The 13,942-nt window shown below is 71.9% G+C and carries 10 protein-coding genes and 1 pseudogene; 4 read left to right on the top strand and 7 right to left on the bottom strand.

Annotated elements, in window-relative coordinates:
- Nucleotides 1-252 precede the first annotated feature (252 nt).
- The 3 genes and pseudogenes from ACFV0T_RS23385 to ACFV0T_RS23375 form a co-directional block, all read right to left on the bottom strand.
- Nucleotides 253-930: pseudogene (locus ACFV0T_RS23385) on the bottom strand (NADPH-dependent F420 reductase); the annotation flags it as partial.
- Nucleotides 931-1,070: 140 nt separating this feature from the next.
- Entirely contained in the window at nt 1,071-1,283 is a 213-nt protein-coding gene (locus tag ACFV0T_RS23380; protein WP_385782290.1) for an EF-hand domain-containing protein, read from the bottom strand.
- A gap of 50 nt (nt 1,284-1,333) precedes the next feature.
- Complete coding sequence (locus ACFV0T_RS23375) at nt 1,334-2,248, bottom strand: MerR family transcriptional regulator (protein ID WP_385782288.1); 915 nt, start codon at nt 2,246-2,248, stop codon at nt 1,334-1,336.
- A gap of 56 nt (nt 2,249-2,304) precedes the next feature.
- Between ACFV0T_RS23375 and ACFV0T_RS23370 the strand changes: the two genes are divergently transcribed.
- A complete protein-coding gene (locus ACFV0T_RS23370) occupies nt 2,305-2,943 on the top strand; it encodes a GNAT family N-acetyltransferase (RefSeq protein WP_385782285.1) in 639 nt (212 codons plus the stop codon).
- Nucleotides 2,944-3,414: 471 nt separating this feature from the next.
- On the opposite strand, the gene ACFV0T_RS23365 is transcribed toward ACFV0T_RS23370, so the two are convergent.
- The 4 genes from ACFV0T_RS23365 to ACFV0T_RS23350 form a co-directional block, all read right to left on the bottom strand.
- Nucleotides 3,415-3,918, bottom strand: a complete 504-nt coding sequence (locus ACFV0T_RS23365; RefSeq protein ID WP_385782282.1) for an ATP-binding protein — start codon at nt 3,916-3,918, stop codon at nt 3,415-3,417.
- A 287-nt stretch (nt 3,919-4,205) separates the two neighbouring features.
- Nucleotides 4,206-4,973, bottom strand: coding sequence for an enoyl-CoA hydratase/isomerase family protein (locus ACFV0T_RS23360; protein WP_385782279.1), 768 nt, complete (start codon nt 4,971-4,973; stop codon nt 4,206-4,208).
- A gap of 98 nt (nt 4,974-5,071) precedes the next feature.
- Entirely contained in the window at nt 5,072-6,334 is a 1,263-nt protein-coding gene (locus tag ACFV0T_RS23355) for an Ig-like domain-containing protein (RefSeq protein ID WP_385782276.1), read from the bottom strand.
- A 168-nt stretch (nt 6,335-6,502) separates the two neighbouring features.
- Complete coding sequence (locus ACFV0T_RS23350) at nt 6,503-7,732, bottom strand: Ig-like domain-containing protein (protein ID WP_385782273.1); 1,230 nt, start codon at nt 7,730-7,732, stop codon at nt 6,503-6,505.
- A gap of 160 nt (nt 7,733-7,892) precedes the next feature.
- Here ACFV0T_RS23350 and glgX point away from each other — a divergent pair, with 160 nt between their 5' ends.
- From glgX to ACFV0T_RS23335, 3 genes are all read left to right on the top strand, one after another.
- Nucleotides 7,893-10,154, top strand: a complete 2,262-nt coding sequence (gene glgX / locus ACFV0T_RS23345; protein ID WP_385782270.1) for a glycogen debranching protein GlgX — start codon at nt 7,893-7,895, stop codon at nt 10,152-10,154.
- 118 nt (nt 10,155-10,272) lie between these two features.
- The gene (locus ACFV0T_RS23340; RefSeq protein ID WP_385782269.1) at nt 10,273-12,072 is read left to right on the top strand and encodes an ABC transporter ATP-binding protein; all 1,800 of its coding nucleotides are present in this window, start codon (nt 10,273-10,275) and stop codon (nt 12,070-12,072) included.
- Complete coding sequence (locus ACFV0T_RS23335; protein ID WP_385782266.1) at nt 12,069-13,928, top strand: ABC transporter ATP-binding protein; 1,860 nt, start codon at nt 12,069-12,071, stop codon at nt 13,926-13,928. Before ACFV0T_RS23340 ends, ACFV0T_RS23335 begins: the two co-directional genes overlap by 4 nt.
- The last annotated feature ends 14 nt before the right edge of the window (nt 13,929-13,942 follow it).

Raw genomic sequence — 13,942 nt, 5'->3', positions numbered from 1 at the left:
GAGTCCATCGGCCCCGGGCCGTCGGACGGCCGCACCCGCTGTCGGGAACCGTCCGAGCGGGGCGGGAGGACCAGGGCGCGTTTCGCTCTAAGGGCTGTCCCGTTAATCCCCGGTGGAACAGCGCGCGGCGTCAGATGCGGTGCATCGCAAGGCGGAGGACCGTCCGCATACTGGGCGTATGCGGGCGATCCGACAACGCGGCGAGGTGCCGTAGCTGTCGTCGTGCGCCCGCCGGGGGTTACGGGACAGCCCTTAGGCGCGGAACTCCGGCTTGCGGTCGCGTGACGCCTCGCCCAGGGCCTCGGTGACCGCTTCGGTACCGGCCCGCAGTCCGTAGACGGGGGTGCCGGGCTGCTGGCGCCAGGAGTCGTCGATGCCGCCCGCGTCCACGGTGTCGAAGCCGAGCTCGTCGATCAGTTCGCGCACCTTCCGCTTGGCCGCCTCGTCGTCGCCGGCCACCGGCAGCGCCATCCGGTCGGGGTCGCCGACCGGGCGCGGGCGGTCCAGGATGTCCTGGGCGAAGGTGCCATTGAAGGCCTTGATCACGGGGTGGCCGATCTGCCGTTCCGTCCAGCGGCTCTCGGTGAGGCCCCCGTCCTCGATCGCGTCGATCCGTCCGTCCCGCTCCCGGGGGTAGTAGTTGCCGGTGTCGATCACGGCGACGTCCGCCGCGGCGCCGTCCAGCAGACCGGACGGGAGGGCCGGGACCGCTTTCATCGGGACGGTGACCACGACGATCTCGGCGGAGCGGGCCGCTTCCTCGACCGGAACCGGGGTGGCGCCGGTCTCCCTGGCGAGTTCGGTGAGCGTCTGCGGGCCGCGGGAGTTGGCCACGAACACGTCGTGGCCGATCGCGGTGAGCCGCCGGGTGAGGTTGCCGCCGATGTTGCCGGCGCCGATGATGCCGATCTTCATGACTCGCCTTTTTCGGGTTGGTGTGCTGGCACAGCCTGTGCTTGGCCAGCACCAACTCCCCTTCCCCGCGGGCTATTCCGGAGTGTGCTCCGAACGGGTGAGGATGCGGCAGAGGCGCCCGCCGCCATGACGGCCGGGCGCCCCTTCCCCGAGCGTCACTTGCTCAGGTAGGTCCAGAACTCGTCGAACGACAGAACCTTGTCGCCGTTGAGGTCACGGGTCTTGATGATGGCCTCCGCGACCGACTCCGTGACGTTCCAGTCGCCCCCCTGAGCCAGGGCGCTCTTGAACTCGGCGGAGGTGATGAAGCCGTCACCGTCCGTGTCGATCCGCTGGAAGTGCTTGCGTGCTTCCTCGATGTCGGCCATCGATCCGCCCCTTTTCGTCGTACCTTGCTGTCGTGCTGACGCAGGTCAGATTAACGGCCTGCCCGGACGCGCAGCGCAGCGACCACCCAGGCGAACTCCTCCTCGTACGCGGACTGGGGTCCGAGGCCCTTCAGAACGCCCGACAACTCGCGGTAGCGGGCGACCCGGACGTTCGAGGCCGCGGTCAGCCGTTCCAGTACGGCGGCCCGGTCCGCGTCCCCCAGCAACCGGCGCAGCAGATCCTCGGCCTCCGGCGCCTCGGGGGCGAGGCCCTGCCGCAGTGCCTCGCCGGCGAGCTGGATCAGCCGACTCATGAACCACAGCGAGGTGCCCGGCGGGACGTCGGGTCCGCGGTCTGCCGCGTTGAACTCGATCATCCGCCGCATCAGGGCCCGGAACTCCGGGTCCTGGATCAGCTCGGCGAGTTCCACCCAGGCGTCCACCTGCTCGGGAGTGGGGTCGTCGGGCAGGCTCGCGGCGGCGAACCGCATCCGGTGGCGGATGTCGGGGTCCGCCGTGTCGATCCCCTCGAAGATCTCCGTCATGAAGTCGTCGACGATCCGCCTGCGCTCGGCGGTCGACAGCCGGGCCAGCTTGTTCATCAGGGTCATCTCCTCCGCGGTCGAACCGCGTCGCGCCACGGTCGACAGCACCGCACGGGTCACCCGCAGCGCACCGATCTGCGCGTCCAGCGCCTTCACGTGCGCGGCCGCGACCTCCGCGACCGTCGTCTCGCCGGCCAGCACCTTGCGGACGTCCCCCAGGCCGAGACCCAGTTCGCGCAGGGTGCGGACCAGTTCCAGGCGGGCGACGGACGCGGCGTCGTAGAGGCGGTAGCCGCCCGCGGAACGGCCCACCGGGGGCAGGGCGCCCTCGTCGGACCAGTAGCGGATGGTACGCACGGTCAGACCGGTCGCCCGGGCCAGTTCCCCGATGGTGAGAAGTCCGGTGCCGTCTTCGATCATGTCTGCGAGTCTGGGCCTTCCAGTGGGTGGAGACTCAAGCGAGGAGACGGGCCGGGATGGCGCAGACCCTGCGGGACATTCTCGACGCGGCGGCCCGGGGCGTCTTCCCGCCGGCGGACGGCGGAACGACCGTCGTGCCCCAGCACGGCCGGCGCGACGCCGGGGTCATCGCCTTCACCGCGCACTCCGTCGTCTTCACGGACGAGGACCCGCGGTGGATACGGCAGGCACTGCGGGCGGCGGACTGCGACCCGCTCGCGGCGGCCATGAACCCCCGGTTCCTGACGGCCTTGCTGGACCGCACGGGGCGCGCGAGCGACACGATCGACCTGCTCGTGGTCGGCTCCCCACTGCCGGGCGCACCGCCGCTGCCCCTGACGGAACTGGCGGACCCGAATCATCCACGGGTCGTCAGCTCACGCCGGCGGCGGGACGACGTACGGGTGTGGACCGTCGAGGGCGGAGTGCTGGTGCTGGGGCGCGGGGTCGCGGGGCGGCTGGAGGTCGCGGTCGAGGTGGCCGAGGACCTACGGCACCGGGGGCTGGGACGGCGGCTGATGACGGCGGCCCGGCACCTGGGCGGGGGCGAACCGGTGTGGGCCCAGATCTCGCCGGGGAACGCCCGCAGCCTGCGGGCGTTCCAGGCGGCCGGTTACCTTCCGGTGGGGTCGGAGGCGCTGCTCAGCGTTCGGTAGCGGTGCGGCGGGCGCGGCCCGGCATTCGGAGCGGTGCGGCGGGTGCTGCTCAGGGTTCGGTAGCAGTGCGGCGGACGCGGCCCGGCGTACGGAGCGGAGTGGCGGGCGCGGCCCGGCATTCGGAGCGGAGTGGCGGGCGCGGCCCGGCATTCGGAGCGGAGTGGCGGACGCGGCCCGGCGTACGGAGCGGAGCGGAGGACGCGGCCCGGCGTACGGAGCGGAGCGGAGGACGCGGCCCGGCGTACGGAGCGGAGCGGCGGGCCCGGCCCGGCCTCGGAGCGGTGCGGCGGACGCGGCTCGGCATTCGGAGCGGTGCGGCGGGCGCTGCTCAGGGTTCGGTAGCAGTGCGGCGGGCGCTGCCCGGCCTCGGTGCGGAGAGGCGCGCGTCGGCCGGGGCGCCCCGGCCGTGGAAGGCGAGGGCGAGGGCGACGCGGGGGCGGGGTCGGTGCGGGGTGGGTGACGGCGCCGGCGTCAGCGGTCCGTCACCCTCATCTCGAACCAGGTCGTCTTCCCCCGCGGCAGCAGGTCGACCCCCCACCGGTCGGAGAGCTTGTCGACGAGGAACAGGCCCCGGCCGCTGATGTCCAGCTCCTGCACCGGCATCAGACAGGGCAGCCCCCTGGAGGGGTCGCGGACCTCGACGCGGATCCAGCCCCGGCGGCGGCGCATCCGGAGGCCGAAGACCCGGGCCCCGGTGTGGCGTACGGCGTTGCCGACGAGTTCGGAGACCAGGAGGACCGCGTCCTCCGTCATCTTGGGGGTCAGGCCCCAATGACGCAGGACCACCACCTGGGCCAGCCGGCGCGCGGTGGCCGCGGACTCCGGGCGGGACGGCAACTGGACCTCCGCCTCGGTCGGATTGCCGCACAACTCGAGCGCCTTGAGGGCCCGCTCGTCCTCGACCGCAGGCGACCAGCGCGCCGCGGTCGGACGGCCGTGTCCCCGCGGCTGTTCGATGCCCTCCAGCCCCGCCATGCCCCCATCATGGCGGCCCGAGGACGCCTCCGGGGCCGTTCTGGAGGAATACGCCCCCCGGAACGCAGCGTTCCGCTCGATTCGATCGGCATATGCCGTTGGCAGTTCAGCGGCCTTCATGGCCCCTCCGACCTGCGGCGACGGCTCGATCGACGGCAATCGACAGGCTCCCTCGACAAGGCAGACTTAAGGTCGCCTTAAGGCTCCCATAAACAGCCCCATCGAGGGACCCGGATCAGACACCGCGTCAATTGCAAGTGGTTCGGGGAAGATTCACCGGCCGGGTTTCAGAGGAACTTGGCCTTGCCCGGGCCCTCCTGAACGAAGCTGCGCATCCCACGCTCGCGGTCCTCCGTCGCGAACAGCCCGGCGAACCAGTTGCGTTCCACGGTCAGGCCGGTCTCGATGTCCGTCTCCAGACCCGTGTCGATCGACTCCTTCGCCGCGCGCAGCGCGAGCGCCGGGCCCTGAGCCAGCTTCGCCGCCCAGGCGTGGGCGGCCGGGTAGACCTCGGCGGCCGGGACCACACGGTCCACCAGGCCGAGCGCCAGCGCCTCCTCCGCCTTCACCATGCGGCCCGTGAAGATCAGGTCCTTCGCCCTGGAGGGTCCGATCAGCCGGGCCAGGCGCTGGGTGCCGCCCGCGCCCGGGATCAGGCCGAGCAGGATCTCCGGCTGGCCGAGCTTGGCGTCGTCCGCCGCGATCCGGTAGTCCGCGCACAGGGCCAGTTCGCAGCCGCCGCCCAGCGCATAGCCGGTGACGGCCGCGACCACCGGCTTGGGGATACGGGCCACCGCGGTGAACGAGTCCTGCAGGCCGCGCGAGCGCAGGACCATCGCCGTGTGGTCCATCGCCTGCATCTCCTTGATGTCCGCGCCCGCCGCGAACACCTTCTCCCCGCCGTACAGCACCACCGCGCGCACGTCCTCGCGGCGGGTGGCCTCCTCGGCCAGTTCCCTGAGACGGTCCTGGACGGCCACGTCCAGCGCGTTCATGGGCGGACGGTCCAGGCGGATGGTCCCCACGCCCTCGGCGACTTCAAGATGCACAGTCATGCCAGCAGGTTAACGGGGACTAACGGCGTACGGCCCCGGTGCCGTACCTCACACCGGGGCCGTACCCATGCTCGCCGCTCAGGGCCTGCGGTCGCCGCTCAGGCCTTCCACTTGTCCCACGACATGTTCCAGCCGTTGAAGCCGTTGGCCGGGTCGACCGTCGGGTCGGTGGAGTTCTTGACCTCCACCACGTCGCCGACGATCGAGTGGTTGAAGAACCAGGCGGCCGGCACTCCGCTGTCGTAGCCGCCGCGCACGTCCCGCAGGCCGATGCAGCCGTGGCTGGCGTTGTAGTTGCCGAAGGCGCCGCCGCCCCAGTAGTTGCCGTGCACGAAGGTGCCGGAGTTGGTCAGGCGCATGGCGTGCGGCACGTCCTTGATGTCGTACTCGCCGTCGTAGCCGACGGTGTCGCCGTTCATCCGGGTCACCGTGAACTTCTCGCTGATGACCATCTGGCCGTTCCAGGTGGCGTAGCCCGGCTTGCCGGTGGTGACCGGGATGGTCTTGACGACCTTGCCGTCCTGCGTGACCTTCATCGTGTGCTTCTTGGCGTCCACGACGGACACCTGGTTGCGGCCGATGGTGAAGGAGACGGTCTTGGACTGCTTGCCGTAGACGCCCTTGCGGCCCTCGACGCCGTCGAGGTTCAGCTTCACCGTGACCTTGGTGCCGGACTGCCAGTACGTCTCGGGCCGGAAGTCCAGGCGGTCGTTGCCGAACCAGTGGCCCTCGACGTCGACCGCCGGCTCGGTCTTGATCTCGATGGCCTTCTCCACGTCCGCCGGCTTGGTGATGCCGCGCGTGAAGCGGACCGAGAACGGCATCCCGACACCGACGGTGGAGCCGTCCTCGGGCGTGAAGTTGCCGACGAAGGTGTTCTGCGGGCTGAGCGTGGTGAAGGAGGAGTCCTCGGCGGCCGTGCGGCCCTTGGCGTCCTTGGCGACCGCGTGCACCTCGTACTTGGTGGACGCCGCCAGGTGCGTGGCGGGCGTCCAGCCGGTGCCGTCCGCCGAGATCGCGCCGTCGACCTGCGTGCCCTTGGCGTCCTTGACCGAGACCTCGGTCAGCTTGCCCTTGGCGGCGGTGACCTTGAGGACGCCGCTGGTGTCGACCTCCTTGGCACCGGCCTTGGGCACGATGGTGACGACCGCCTCCGACTGCGCGCTCTGCGCCGCGGCCGAGCCGTCGCCCTTGTCCTTGCCGTCGCCTGACCCGGAGTCCGACCCGCCGCCTCCGCCGCAGGCGGTGACGGTGACCAGCAGCACGCCGAGTGCCAGCGCCCGCAGCCCCCCGCGGCCCCGCCCCTGCGTCAGACCCTCGCGCGCGTCAACCGACGCCCCCGATATCGGTCGCACGTTCACTTCTTCTCCCCTCGCCGGGCCCCGGCCCAGCCCGCACCCCAGCGCGTCCCACGCGCACATTGGCGCATATTAACCACATGATCAGGGCGGCCGGAGCTTGGCGATTGTCACTGTTCCGTCCCAACTCCCGCCGCTTCCCCGGGCCCCCGGGCCCCGCGTCTCACCTGGCTACTTGTCCGCGCCGCCCGCTTTCCACTCCTTCCACCCCATGTTCCATCCTCCGAGCCCGTTGCCGGGAGAGACCGTTTTGTCATTGCTGTGGACGACCTCGATGACGTCACCGATCAGGCTGCGGTCGTAGAACCAGCCCGCGGGCGTGTCCGGGCTGCCGCCCTTGACGTCCCGCAGGCCCACGCAGCCGTGGCTGACGTTGACGCTGCCCGGGGCGTCCGGCGACCAGTAGTTGCCGTGCAGGAAGGTGCCGGAATCGGTCAGGCGCATGGCGTGCGGGACGTCGGGGATGTCGTACTCGCCGCCGAAGCCGACCGTGCTGCCGTTCATGCGGGTGACGTCGAGCATCTCCAGCACCACCATCTTGCCGTTGTAGGTGGTGGTCTTCGGGGCGCCCGCGGTGATGGGCACGGTCGCCAGCAGTTGTCCGTCGCGCCGCACCTGCATCGTGTGCTTCGCCGCGTCCACCAGCGAGACCTGGCTGCGGCCGATCGTGAAGGAGGTCGTCCGGTACTGCAGCCCGTAGACCCCGCGCGCTCCCTCTACGTCCCGCAGGCGCACCTCGACGGTGACCTGGGTGCCGGGCTTCCAGTAGTCCCGGGGGCGGAAGTCGAGGCGGTCCTTGCCGAACCAGTGCGGGCGGATCTCGACGGCCGGTTTCGCGGTGACCCGGACGGCGCGTTCGACGGCGGCCCGGTTCTCGATCTCACGGCTGAACGCCACCGACACGATCATGCCGGTGCCGACCGTGGAACGATTCTCCGGCGTGACGTAGCCGATGAACCGCTCCGGGGGGACGTACGTCGTGAACGTCGCGTGCCGGGCGGAGCGGTGGCCGCCCTCGTCGCTGGCCACCACGTCGACGGTGTACTCGGCGGCCAGCGCCAGTTTCTCCCCGGGTTCCCAGCGCAGTCCGTCCGAGGAGACCCGGCCGGGCACCGGGGTCCGCTGGGCGTCCTGCGACTTGACGACCTTCACCGACTCCAGCCGGCCGCTGGTCACCCGGATCCGCAACGGATCCTGGGTGCGCACCCCCTTGGTGGCGTCACCCGGCGAGATCCGGATGACGTCCTCGGCCGCCGGGGGCTTGCCGAACAGCCCTCCGACATCGATCCCTCCCGTCGGGTCCGCGTCGCAGCCGACGGCGCCCGCAAGCAGCCCTGCCCATGTCAGTACGGCGGCCAGCGCGGCCCCCGCGCGCCGTGCGCGCCTTTGTACATGCCTCACACCGACCCCAACGACCGGCCCGCCCCGGGGAAACGTGAGTGCGAGGCACGAGCTGGGCAGAACAGTGGGGAGGACGACGCGACGGGGAGCCGCGGCCGGGACGCCGCACGCCCGTTTCCTCGTGTTCCACGACGTGTCATGAGCCGCGGGAGGCCGAACCGTGTCCAGCGCAGCCGAGCAGGAGGCGGTGGCGGAAGAGCGCGCCACCGAGGACGGACGCCCGGCCGCCGCCGCGAACGGCGCGCAGCGCAGGACGCCGGGCGTGCCCGTGTGGCCGGGCGCGCCGATGCCGCTGGGCGCCCGGTTCCGGGTCGGCCCGGACGGGGTGGCGGGCACCAACTTCGCGCTGTGGGCGGGCGGGGCGGAGGCGGTCGAGCTGTGTCTGTTCGACGGACGCGGTCCGGACAGCCGGGAGACCCGCACCCGCCTCACCGAACTGACGCACGAGATCTGGCACGGCTTCGTGCCGGGTGTGATGCCCGGCCAGCGTTACGGCTTTCGGGTGCACGGCCGCTGGGACCCGTGGACCGGCGCCCGCTGGAACCCGGCGAAGCTGCTCCTGGACCCGTACGCGCGGGCGGTGGACGGCGACTTCGGGCTGCCGCCGGAGGTGTACGGACATGTGCGCGACTGGCCCCAGCAGCAGGTCGCGGACACCGTGCGCGACGACCGTGACTCGGCGCCGTACGTCCCCAAGGGTGTCGTCGTGCACGACGACGCTCCCGACGACGAGTGGGCGGACGACCGCCGTCCGAAGACGCCCTGGGCCGACTCGGTGATCTACGAACTGCATGTCAGGGGGTTCACCAAGCTGCACCCCGGCATCCCCGAGGAGCTGCGCGGCACCTACGCGGGCCTCGCGCACCCGGCGGCGATCGACCATCTGGTGCGGCTGGGCGTGACGGCCGTGGAACTGCTGCCGGTGCACCAGTTCGCGCACGAGGACCATCTGCTGCGGCGGGGACTGCGCAACTACTGGGGCTACAACTCGATCGGCTACTTCGCCCCGCACGCGGGCTACGCCGCCTCCGGTACGACGGGACAGCAGGTCGGCGAGTTCAAGAGCATGGTCCGGGCGCTGCACGCGGCCGGCATCGAGGTGATCCTCGACGTGGTCTACAACCACACGGCGGAGGCGGGCGAGCTCGGCCCGACGCTGTCCCTGAAGGGCATCGACAATCGCGGCTACTACCGGCTCCAGTCGGACGCCCGCCGCTACGCCGACTACACCGGCTGCGGCAACACGCTGCACGTGGTCCAGCCGCACGTGCTGCGTCTGATCACCGACTCGCTGCGCTACTGGGTGTCGGAGATGGGCGTCGACGGCTTCCGCTTCGACCTGGCTGCCGCACTGGCCCGCTCGATGCACGACGTCGACATGCTCTCCCCGTTCCTGGCCGTCATCGCCCAGGACCCGGTGCTGCGGCGGGTGAAGCTCATCGCCGAGCCGTGGGACGTCGGCTCGGGCGGCTACCAGGTGGGGGCGTTCCCGCCGCTGTGGACGGAGTGGAACGACCGCTACCGCAACGCCGTACGGGACTTCTGGCGGCACGCCCTGCCGGACGTCCGCGAGATGGGCTACCGGCTGTCGGGGTCGAGCGACCTGTACGCCTGGGGCGGGCGGCGGCCGTACGCCTCCGTCAACTTCGTCACCGCGCACGACGGATTCACCCTGCGTGACCTGGTGTCGTACGAGCGCAAGCACAACGAGGCGAACGGCGAGGGCAACCGGGACGGCACGGACGACAACCGGTCGTGGAACGGCGGGACCGAGGGCGGCAGCGACGACGCGCGGGTGCGGGCGCTGCGGCGCCGGCAGCTGCGCAACCTGCTGACCACCCTGCTGCTGTCGACGGGCGTGCCGATGCTGGTCGCGGGCGACGAGCTGGGGCGCACCCAGCGCGGCAACAACAACGCCTACTGCCAGGACAACGAGATCAGCTGGCTGGACTGGAGCCTGCTGGACGACCCCGGCTGGCGCGCCCTGTTCGACCTGACGTCGCGGCTGATCGCGCTGCGCCACCGGCATCCGGTGCTGCGGCGCCGGGCGTTCTTCTCCGGGCGGGCGCACTCGGCGGACGGCTTGCGGGACCTGGCCTGGTTCACCGCGCGGGGCTCGGAGATGACGGAACGGGACTGGTACGCGCCCGCCGCCACCCTCGGCATGTATCTGTCCGGGCGGGACATCCCGGGCCGCGACGAGCGCGGCGCGCCGATCGTCGACGACAGCTTTCTGGCCGTGCTGCACGCCGGGGACCGCCCGGTGAGCTTCGTGCTGCCGGGGGCGCCGTGGGCGGAGCGGTACGAGGTGGTCGTCGACACGTCACGGGAGGAGCAGGAGGAGGCCCCGGAGGAGGTGCACCGGGCGGGGACGGCGATCACGGTGCCGGCCCGGGCCGTGCTGCTGCTGCGGGTGGGCTGAGCGCGCTCGCGCGCCGGTCGGCCGGGGATCCCGCGCCAGGTCGTAGGACCAACGCCCGACCCGGGTCCGGCCAAAACTCGGTGGGCGTTGTCAGTGGCGATCCGTAGGCTCGCTCCTGATGCCCACGACACGTGCCACCACCAAAAACCGCTCCGCCGTACGCGCCCTGCTGCGCCTGTGGCCCTACGTGCGCCCGGTGCGAGGTCGGCTGTTCACCGCCGCGCTCGTGGCGATCCTGGCCTCCTGCGTGGGGCTGGTGATCCCGCTGGTGCTGAAGTGGATGGTGGACGGACCGGTCGCCGACCGGGACTCCGGGGGCGTGTGGCTGGGCGCGCTGTACCTGCTGCTGCTCGGGCTCGCCGAGGCGCTGCTGTTCGGGCTGCGGCGGTGGCTGGTCGCGCGGCCGCTGTCGCACGTCGAGGCGTCGATGCGGGCCCGGCTGTACCGGCACCTCCAGCGGCTGCCGGTGGCCTTCCACGACCGGTGGGCGTCGGGGCAGTTGCTGTCCCGGGCGACCACCGACCTGATGCTGGTGCGGATGTTCCTCGCCTTCCCGCTGACATTCCTGCTGGTCAACGGCGTGACGATCCTGATCGGCGTGGGCATCATGCTGCTTCAGGACTGGACGCTGGGTCTGGTGATCCTCGGCCCGGCGGTGCCCGTGATGATCATGTGCGTGGTCTTCGAGAGACGGTACGCCGAGGTGGCGCGGCTGGCGCAGGACCAGGTCGGCGATCTGACCACGGTCGTCGAGGAGAGCGTGCTCGGCATCCGCATCATCAAGGGGTTCGGGCGGCACCGCAGTCAGGCGCGGGCGTTCCGGGAGCTGTCGTGGACGCTGCGCGGCACGGAACTGCGCAAGGCGCGGCTGCTGGCGGCGATCTGGGCGGTCATCGTGACCCTGCCGGAGCTGGCCATCGGGGCGGCGCTGGTGGTCGGGTCGGTGCAGGTCGCGGACGGGAGCCTGTCGGCGGGCACGCTGGTGGCCTTCCTGTCGACCGCGCTGGCGCTGCGCTGGCCGGTGGAGTCCATCGGCTTCCTGCTGGCGATGAGCCAGGAGGCGTCGACGGCGACCGAGCGGTACTTCGAGGTGATGGACGAACAGCCGGAGTCGTCCGCGGCGGACGGCTCCGTCGCGCGGACCGAGGACCGAGGACTGCGCTTCCACGACGTCCGCTTCCGCTACCCCGACGCCCCGCCGGACTCCCCGCCCCTGCTCGACCACATCGAGCTGCACATCCGCCCCGGTGAGTCGATGGCCCTGGTCGGGGCCACCGGAAGCGGCAAGACCACGCTCACCGCGCTGGTCCCCCGGCTGCACGAGGTGACGTCCGGGCGGATCACGCTGGACGGCGAGGACATCACCGCGATGTCCCGGGCGCAGCTGCGCGCCAAGGTCGCCGTCGCCTTCGAGGAACCCACGCTGTTCTCCGCGAGCGTCGGGGACAACGTCCTGATGGGCGCCGACGGCGAGGCCGGCGTACCGGAGCTGGAACGGGCGCTGGCCGTCGCCCAGGCCGACTTCGTGCACGCGCTGCCGCAGGGCACCGAGACCCAGGTCGGCGAACAGGGCCTGAGCCTGTCCGGCGGCCAGCGGCAACGGCTGGCGCTGGCGCGAGCGGTGGTCGGCCGGCCGCGGTTCCTGGTCCTCGACGACCCGCTGTCGGCCCTGGACGTCCACACGGAGGCCGCCGTGGAGGCCGCGCTGCGCCGGGTGCTGGCGGACACCACGGCCCTGATCGTCGCCCACCGCCCGTCCACGGTCCTGCTCGCCGACCGGGTCGCGCTGCTGCGCGACGGCCGGATCGCGGCGGTCGGCACCCACCAGGAACTGCTGCGCACGAACGCGGAGTACGCCCGGCTGATGTCCGGGGACGAGACCGGGGAACCGTCCGGCCACGAGGAGAGCGACCGATGACCGCCGCCACGACGTCCGCTCCCCCCACCGACGGGGAGGAGGAACTGCCCCGCCGCGAGGACGCCGGCGACCCCTTCGACCGTGACGTTCTGCCCACCCCGCCCGGCGCCACGGCCGCGCTGCTGCGCTCGCTGCTGGCCCCGATGAAGCGGCGGGTGGTGCTGACCACGGTCCTGCTGCTGCTCCAGCAGGCCGCGGTGCAGGCGGGTCCGCTGCTGGTGGCGTACGCCATCGACCGGGCCGTACCGGCGTTCCGGGACGACGACCACGGACCGCTGTTCGCGGTGGCCGTCGCCTATCTGCTGTGCGCGCTGGGCTCGGGCGTGCTGCAGTACGCGTTCACCGTGGTCTCCGCCCGGGTGAACCAGGACGTGCTGCTCGACCTGCGCGGCCGGATCTTCCGCCATGCGCAGGCGCTCAGCGTCGACTTCCACGAGCGCTACACCTCGGGCCGGCTGATCTCCCGCTCCACGACGGACGTCGAGTCGCTGCGCGAGCTGCTCAACGAGGGGCTCCAGGAGCTGGTGACCGTCCTGCTGTCGTTCGTGTACATCTCGGCGATGCTGCTCTGGCTGGACCTGGGCATCGGCGCGGTCGCGGTGGCCTCGGCGATGCCGCTGTACCTGCTGGTGCGGCTGTACCAGCGGCGGGCGGGCGAGGTGTACCGGGAGCGGTCCACGGCGATCGCGGCCGTGATCGTGAAGTTCGTGGAGACGATGAACGGCATCCGGCCGGTGCGCTCCTTCCGCCGCGAGGCCGCCAACGACGCCGAGTTCGCCGTCCTCAACCGACGGCACGAGCGCACGAACGGCGACGCCCTGCTGGAGATGGCCCGCTATGTCGTCAACTCCCGGCTGGTGTCCAACACGGCGCTCGCGGTGACCGTGCTGTGGGGGGCCCGCCGGGTGGCGGACGGCTCGCTGGAGCTGGGTGTGCTCGCGGCGGCGGTGCTGTACCTGCGGCGGCTGTACGACCCCATCGACCGGCTCGGCATGTTCCTCAACTCCTACCAGTCGGCGGCCGCCTCGCTGGAGAAGATCGCGGGGCTGCTGGCCCAGACGCCGTCCGTGCCGGAGGCGGCGACGCCCGTGGAGCTTCCGGCTCTCAAGGGCGAGCACCCCGGCCGCGCGGTCGTCTTCGACGGCGTCCGTTTCGGCTACCGCACCGGCGGCGAGATCCTCCCCCGCTTCGACCTGACCCTCCCGGCCGGACAGACCGTCGCCGTGGTCGGCTCGACCGGCGCCGGCAAGTCCACCCTGGCCAAGCTGCTCGCCCGCTTCTACGACCCCACCGCCGGCCGGGTCCTGCTGGACGGGGTCGACCTGCGCGAGCTCGCGCTGCCCGAACTGCGGCGCGGGGTGGTCATGGTGACGCAGGAGGCGTTCCTGTTCTCCGGCACGGTCGCCGAGAACATCGCCATCGGCCGCCCGGACGCGAGCCGGGAGGAGATCGAGCGGGCGGCGAAGGCGATCGGCGCGCACGAGTTCATCAGCGCCCTGCCCGACGGCTACGACACGGACGTCCGCAAGCGGGGCGGCCGGATCTCCGCCGGGCAGCGTCAGCTCGTCGCCTTCGCGCGGGCGCTGCTCGCCGATCCGGCGGTGCTGATCCTCGACGAGGCGACGAGTTCGCTGGACATCCCCGGGGAGCGGGCCGTACAGCGCGCGATGTCGACGGTGCTGCGCGGCCGTACCGCGGTCGTGATCGCGCACCGGCTGTCGACCGTCGAGATCGCCGACCGGGTGCTGGTCATGGAGCACGGACGGATCGTGGAGGACGGCAGTCCGGCCGAGCTGACCGCGGGCAGCGGCAGGTTCTCGGACCTGCACCGCGCCTGGCGGGACAGTCTGGTCTGAGCGGGGGAGCCCGA

Origin of the sequence: Streptomyces sp. NPDC059582 (assembly GCF_042735715.1) — a bacterium.
GTDB lineage: Bacteria > Actinomycetota > Actinomycetes > Streptomycetales > Streptomycetaceae > Streptomyces.
Note: the sequence above shows the minus strand (reverse complement) of the source record. Positions and strands in the feature narration are given on the sequence as shown.

Bases quoted from the DNA above. Each gene is read 5' to 3' on its own strand.
- ACFV0T_RS23360 (WP_385782279.1), bottom strand. From the start codon at position 4,973: ATGACTGTGCATCTTGAAGTCGCCGAGGGCGTGGGGACCATCCGCCTG.
- ACFV0T_RS23365 (WP_385782282.1), bottom strand. From the start codon at position 3,918: ATGGCGGGGCTGGAGGGCATCGAACAGCCGCGGGGACACGGCCGTCCG.
- ACFV0T_RS23335 (WP_385782266.1), top strand. From the start codon at position 12,069: ATGACCGCCGCCACGACGTCCGCTCCCCCCACCGACGGGGAGGAGGAA.
- ACFV0T_RS23340 (WP_385782269.1), top strand. From the start codon at position 10,273: ATGCCCACGACACGTGCCACCACCAAAAACCGCTCCGCCGTACGCGCC.
- ACFV0T_RS23370 (WP_385782285.1), top strand. From the start codon at position 2,305: ATGGCGCAGACCCTGCGGGACATTCTCGACGCGGCGGCCCGGGGCGTC.
- ACFV0T_RS23380 (WP_385782290.1), bottom strand. From the start codon at position 1,283: ATGGCCGACATCGAGGAAGCACGCAAGCACTTCCAGCGGATCGACACG.
- ACFV0T_RS23375 (WP_385782288.1), bottom strand. From the start codon at position 2,248: ATGATCGAAGACGGCACCGGACTTCTCACCATCGGGGAACTGGCCCGG.